This window comes from Reichenbachiella sp. MALMAid0571 (genome assembly GCF_040151475.1).
Lineage (GTDB): Bacteria > Bacteroidota > Bacteroidia > Cytophagales > Cyclobacteriaceae > CAXBNB01.
In genome coordinates this window covers 1-1,846 of record NZ_JBDKWG010000056.1, presented here as the reverse complement: position 1 = coordinate 1,846, position 1,846 = coordinate 1, and the positions used below count along the sequence as shown (strand labels likewise).

General features: G+C 32.9%; 1 protein-coding gene. It reads right to left on the bottom strand.

Annotated elements, in window-relative coordinates:
- Window positions 1-148: 148 nt before the first annotated feature.
- Window positions 149-1,639: a protein NO VEIN domain-containing protein gene (locus AAOP42_RS00760; RefSeq protein ID WP_349526540.1), complete on the bottom strand. Its 1,491-nt coding sequence runs from the start codon at window positions 1,637-1,639 to the stop codon at window positions 149-151.
- Window positions 1,640-1,846 lie beyond the last annotated feature (207 nt).

Genomic DNA, 1,846 nt, shown 5'->3' with positions numbered 1-1,846 from the left:
ATGAATCAATGCTTTCCTACTACCAGAATACGCAACCTTCGATTCGATGAACCGCCGTATACGAGACCCGTACGTACGGTGGTGTGAGAGGTGCACCAGTGGGCTATTTGCTCACTGGCCATCTACTCGATTGTATGCCGTTTTTATTTTATTCCGCATTTACTGTACTTTTTAATGAAGTAATTAAATAATCTTCAAATAGATTAAAACTTAATCCAGATTCTTCAATTACTTTTTGAGGTACTAGTGTTCTATAATCACCATCTAGGTGAATTTCGTCAAGCTGTTTAGTTTGCTCAAACACTTCCACAAGGTATTCTACCTTTTCACCAATATTGTTGACGAATTTTATTTTGTCTAAAATTTTGTTGATGTCTGAGATTTCAAATCTGTCTTCTTCATGATAGTCAGTCATATCTACAGAGCATAAAGCATAAATATTATGGTGCTCATTTGATCTCAAGGTTTGGTTCCGTGACATTCTGATTGAAGTTCGTTTATCCCATCTAGATTTTACTTCTATGTAGTATTTGATTTCATCCTTAATTTTGATGACTATATCCTGACCATCTTGCTCTCCTAATACTTCACATTTTATATCTTCTGGTAGAAACAACTGTTTTAGGTGTTCTTTCAATTTCTCTTCTATGTGAGTGCCGATTTTATGTTTGAATTGAAAATTAGCATTGCGTTGCTTTTCGTCTTCAATACTTTCAAGTGCTTTATTCAGTATTTCTTCAAAATTCGGTTTTCTTACTAGGTCACCAATGTTTTTGATTTTTTCATCATCTAGTGTCACTATTGAAAATATGTCTTCTTTGGTTTCTTCTTTAGAAACTACTGAAATCATTATGCTTGCCTTCTTGTCGTTTAACTGAGGAAACAATTGTTGATAGTTCTGCTCCGTTAAAAGTGGGATGATTTTGAGTATGGTCGTTTTAAGAGGATGATTCTCTATATCACTAATATTATCCTGAAATAAGGTTTCTTCAATAATAGTCGTTAAATACCTATTGTTGATGTAGCTATCTTCTGGTAAAAAGGTATTAAATGCTTTAATACTTAATATCTCGTTGATGTCTTTTTTCTCAACTGCTAAGTAGAACTGTTTGATTTCAGAGGTAACGCCAATATCCCTCTTTAAATCTTCAGCCAAATGAAGTTCAAACAATTGATTTGGATATATTTTACTTTCCTTATAAACCTCTTTGTAGCTATCGTCATAGAGTGAACATAAATCGCTCAAAAAAGTAGTATTATCTTTAACCCAATTGTTATTGTGTAACGCAATTAAATTGAAGAAAATTTTAATTAATACCTTTCGTGTAGAGCGGTACTCAATGTTTTCACTGTCCTCACTTAAACTAGGAAGATGAATTAAGCTTTCATCCCAATTGTAGTATGTAGAAATCTTTTTTAATAGTTGGTTTGGCTTACTGGTTGAATCAACACTATTGGCGAGTTTACAAAATTCTAATAAGGATTTGAAATAGGGTTCGGCAACTTTATTTTTTGACTCTACTAAGTTATAATGATAAAATTCATTATTTAGGTTTTCAGGATAAAAAATGGAATCTCCAATGTTTTTTTCATCTAAGTCGTTTTTAACTTCATCAGAGAATTTTCTGCGATTAAACAAATTCAGAGAAAAGCTGAAATGAAAAGCAGGGTGAATCAATTTTGAAATGGAGACAGGTATTAAAACTTTACCTAGGAGTCTGTCGGACTTAATAAACCACCCAATTATTTATATCTTGGGGCATGATATCATTTATTGGAGCGGATAGAGAACAAGTTTCTTTTATGCCACATGACCTTAACGATTGGCTACCTGAAGATCACTTGG